General features: G+C 71.3%; 2 protein-coding genes. Both read right to left on the bottom strand.

Annotated features, from left to right (window positions below):
• A partial coding sequence (locus tag STBA_RS28235) for a type I polyketide synthase (protein ID WP_077061885.1) occupies positions 1–2605 on the bottom strand: 2605 nt, incomplete at its 3' end.
• Between the two features lie 67 nt (positions 2606–2672).
• A partial coding sequence (locus STBA_RS28230; protein WP_143659582.1) for a type I polyketide synthase occupies positions 2673–4981 on the bottom strand: 2309 nt, incomplete at its 5' end.

The following is a 4981-nucleotide window of genomic DNA, read 5'->3' as shown; positions in this document are numbered from 1 at the left end:
GCGTGCCGAATGCCGCGGGCGCCTGCGCGTCGGGGCTCTCGGTGACCGAGATGGCCGGGGTCAGCACCGGATGCGGGGACACCTCGACGAACGTGCCGTGGCCGGTCCCGACGAGGGTCCGCACGGCCCGGTCGAACTCCACCGGCTCCCGCAGCGAGGCAAACCAGTACTCCGCGTCCATCTCCGGGCCGGTGATCATGTCACCGCTCATCGCGGAGATCATCGGGATGCGCGTCTCCCGCGGGGCAATGCCCTCCAGAGCCGACAGGATCTCGTCCCGCAGCTCGTCCACCTGAGGGCTGTGCGAGGCGTAGTCCACCGGAATCATCCTGGCGCGCGCCGACTCCGGGCACGCCTCCTTCACCTCACGCAGGGCGTCGGGGCAGCCGGAGACGACCGTCGCCGAGGGGCCGTTGACCGCCGCGACCGACAGCCGTTCCCCGAAGGCGGCGATGCGCTCGCGCACCGTGTCGGCCGGCTCGGCGATCGACAGCATCCCGCCACGCCCGGCCAGCGCCTTCAACGTCCGGCTGCGCAGCACCACGACCTTCGCCGCGTCCTCCAGCGACAGGATGCCCGCCACCGCAGCCGCCGCGATCTCACCCTGCGAGTGGCCGACCATGGCCTTGGGAACGACACCCGCCGCCTCCCACACCGCGGCCAGCGACACCATCACCGCCCACAACGCCGGCTGCACCACATCAGCAGCCTCAAACCCATGCCGACCCGCCAGCACATCCCCAAGCTCCCACTCCACAAACGGAGCCAAAGCCGCACCGCACTCCGCGAGCCTGGCCGCGAACACCGGCGAGGACTCGGCCAACTCCCGGCCCATCCCCACCCACTGCGAACCCTGCCCCGGGAACACAAACACCGTCTTCCCGACACCAGCCGGAGCCACCGCCCCGCTCACCACGCCGGGTGCGGGCTGGTCGGTGGCCACCGCCGCCAGCCCGGCCACCAAGTCATCACGGCCCGACCCCAGCACCACGGCCCGCCGCTCGAACACCGACCGCGTCGTAATCAGAGATCGCGCCACATCGGACGCGACCAGTTCGGGCCGCGCCACCACATGTCCCCGCAGCCGCTCCGCCTGGTCGGCCAGAGCGGACATGGACCGCCCGGAGAGCACGAACGGCATCAGCCCGGCATCGTCCCGCAGCAGCGGCGTACGGTCGGCGCCGGAATCACCGGAGGCGGCTTCCGCAGCGGCGGGCTCCTCGGCCGGCGCCTCCTCCAGAATGAGGTGGGCGTTGGTACCGCTGATACCGAACGCGGAAATGCCCGCACGGCGCGGCTGATCGCCCACCGGCCACTCGACGGCCTCCTGGAGCAGGCGCACGTGCCCGGCCGACCAATCGACATGAGGCGTCGGCTCCGCCGCGTGCAGCGTCTTCGGCAGGACGCCGTGCCGCAGCGCCAGCACCATCTTGATCACGCCCGCGACACCCGCCGCCTGCTGCGTGTGCCCAAGGTTCGACTTGATCGACCCGAGCCACAGCGGCCGGTCCGCCGGGTGCCCCTGGCCGTAGGTTTCCAGCAGGGCCTGCGCCTCGATCGGGTCACCCAGCGTAGTCCCGGTCCCGTGCGCCTCCACCACGTCCACATCGGCCGTCGTCAGGCGGGCGTTGGACAGGGCGGCGCGGATCACGCGGCGCTGCGAAGGCCCGTTCGGCGCGGACAGACCATTGGAAGCGCCGTCCTGGTTGTGCGCACTGCCCACGATCGTGGCCAGCACCTTGTGCCCGTTGCGGCGCGCATCCGAAAGCCGCTCCAGCACGACCACGCCCACGCCCTCGGCCATGCCCATACCGTCGGCGCCCGCCCCGAACGCCTTGCAACGGCCGTCCGGCGCCAGCCCGTTCTGCGCCGAGAAGCCCACGAACGCGCCGGGCCCGACCAGCACGGTCACCCCGCCCGCCAACGCCATCGTGCACTCCCCCGCCCGCAGCGACTGCACGGCGAGGTGGACAGCCACCAGGGAGGAGGAACAGGCCGTGTCCACCGACACCGCCGGTCCCGTCAGACCCAGCGTGTACGCAACGCGGCCGGACAGCACGCTCATCGACGTACCCGTGATCAGGTGCGCCTCCGAACCGGATATGTCCCCACCGGAGTTGGCATAATCAGACGGCGAAGCGCCCACGAACACGCTGGTCGGCGTGCCGCGCAGGCCGGCCGGGTCGATCCCCGCCCGTTCGATCGCCTCCCACGAGGTCTCCAGCATCACCCGCTGCTGCGGGTCCATCGCCAGCGCCTCACGCGGACTGATCCCGAAGAAGGCCGCGTCGAAGTCGGTGGCCTCGGACAGGAACCCGGCCTGCGACACATCACTGGTGAACACCGCGTCCGGGCTGGGGTCGAAAAGCGTTTCGAGGTCCCAGCCACGGTCGGTGGGAAAGGCCTCAATCGCGTCCCCACCCGCGGCCAGCAGCTCCCACAGTTCCTCAGGAGTGCGCACCCCACCCGGGTAACGGCAGGCCATCCCGACGACCGCGATCGGTTCCCGGTCTCGCTCCGTCACCTCGCGCAGCTGCGCCCGCGTGTCACGAAGCTTCGCGGTGGTCTGCTTGAGGAAGTCGAGGAGTTTTTCCTCGTTCTGCATTTTCCTTGTACCTCTCGACCTGTTCAGGAGTGGGGTGGAGCCAGCGGGACCGCCGGGACCGGCAGGGTCAGTTGATTCCGGGGTCGTCGAGTTCGTCCTCCAGGAGCGCGAACATCTCTTCGGCAGTGGCTTCCTGGAGCTTGCGCTTCCCCGCGTCGCCCGCGGCCGACTCCGCCGGCCCCTGGTCGGATCGAAGGGTCCGGAACCGCTGGGCCAGCGCCTCCAGATGCGCAGCAATCTCGTCGCACGCCGCGTCGTCCGGCGGGGTGATCCCGGCGGCCAGGCGGTCGAACTGGCCCAGCATGGCGGAGTGGCTGAGCAGCTCGTTGCCGAACAGTTCCGTGAGCAGGTAATCGGCCAAGGCGGTCGGGTTCGGGTGGTCGAACACCGCCGTGGAGGGCAACCGCACCCCGGCAGCGGTGTTCAGCCGGTTCCGCAGCTCCACCGCGGTCAGCGAATCGAAACCGACATCCCGGAACGCGCGCTCGGCCGGCATATCGGTCACCGACTCGTACCCCAGCACGGCAGCGGCGTGGGAACGCACCAGCTCGATGACCGTCTGACGGCGCTCGTCCAGCGGCAGCCCGGCCAGCTTGGACACGTACTCACCGCGCGCGGCCGCCTGCGCGTCCACCGATCCGACCGGATCGAACTCCTCGCGCGCCTCCGGGATCGTCTCCAGCAACGGACGCGGACGGGCCGCGCAGAACACCGGCGCGAACTTCTGCCACTCCACATCGGCGACCGCCATGAACGTCTCGTCCTCGCTGAGGATCTCGCCCAGCGTGTCCAGCGCCCGGCCCGTGTCCATGAAGCTCATGCCCTGCCGCCGCAGCAAGCTGGGCGTTACCTGCCCCACGCCCTGGTCCAGGGTGGCGTCCACCGCGTCCCAGTCCCGGCTGTTCCACACGCCCCAGGCGATGGACGTGGCCCGCAGGCCACGGGCCCGCCGGTCCTCGGCCAGCGCGTCCAGGTAGGCGTTGCCCGCCGCGTAGGCGCCGTGGTCGTTGCTGCCCCACGTCGCCGAGATCGACGAGAACAGCACGAACTCGTCAAGGTCGAGAGCGGCCGTCGCCTCGTCCAGATGCAGCGCCCCGCGGGCCTTCGCCCCGAGCGCCACCGACAGGCCCTCCCGGTCGGTGTCCTCCACCCGCGCCAGGTAGGGCCGGTTCGCCGAGTGCAGCACGGTCGACAGCCCAGGACCGGACTCCTCGATCCACCTGACCAGATCCGACACCTGCTCGCGCGCACCCAGGTCGCAGCTGATCACCTCGACATCCGACCCGGCGTTCGCCAGGGAAGCGGCCAGCCCGGGGACACCCGACGCGGACGGACCCGACCGGGACGTCAGAACGACGCGGGGCGCGCCACGACCGGCGAGCCAACTCCCGATGTGAGGGCCGATCGAGCCCGTGCCGCCGGTCAGCAGCACCGTGCCCCGCGGAGCCCACTTCCCGGCTTCCGCTCGACGCGCCTCGGCACGCACCAGGCGCCGGACGAACACACCGGACTCGCGCAGCGCGACCTGGTCCTCACGGCCGTCCGCGAGAACAGCGGTCAGCCGGGCCGCGGTCTGGGCGTCCAGCTCCGCCGGCAGGTCGATCAGACCGCCCCAGAAGTCCGGGCGTTCCAGGCCGACCGTCCGGCCGAGACCCCATACCTGCGCCTGCGCCGGGCTGGTCGTCGCCTCACCCGCACCCGTCTGCACCGCACCCCGCGTCACCACCCACACCGGAGCCTGCACACCGGCCTGGCCGAGGACCCGCACCAGATTCACCGTCGCCGCCGTACCGCTCGGCACCCACGGATACTCCGCATCCGGCGACTCATCCAACGCCAGCAACGACACCACACCACTCGCACCCGCCACCACGGACACGTCCAACTCCTCAGGCCCGGCAACCGCAACCACCTCGGCACCACACCCCGCCAGCGCATCGGCGATCGCCGACGCCTCCGGCGCCTCACCCACCAGCAGCCACGTCCCCGACAGCGAAGCAGCAGCGTCCCCGCCGACCCGCTCCCAGGCAATCCGGTAACGCCAGTCGTCCCTGGACCTGGCAGCGCGCCTGGCCTCCGGTACCTCGGGCCAGTAGCGGCTCCGCTGGAACGCGTAGGTGGGCAGTTCGACGGTCCGACCGTCGTCCAGCACGCCGGCCCAGTCGACCGGGACGCCCTGGGCCCAGGCTTCGGCGAAGGAGGTGAGCAGGCGCTCGGCGCCGCCCTTCTCCCGCCGCAGCGTGCCGACCGTGACCGGGAAGGTCTCCTCCAGCGTGCCGGAGACGGCCTGGATGAGTGCCGGGTGCGGGGAGGACTCGATGAACACGCCGTGCCCCGACTCACCCAGGGTCCGGATCGCGCGCTCGAACTCCACCG

This window comes from Streptomyces sp. MP131-18 (genome assembly GCF_001984575.1).
GTDB classification, from domain to species: domain Bacteria; phylum Actinomycetota; class Actinomycetes; order Streptomycetales; family Streptomycetaceae; genus Streptomyces; species Streptomyces johnsoniae.
This window is presented reverse-complemented; position numbering and strand designations above follow the sequence as displayed.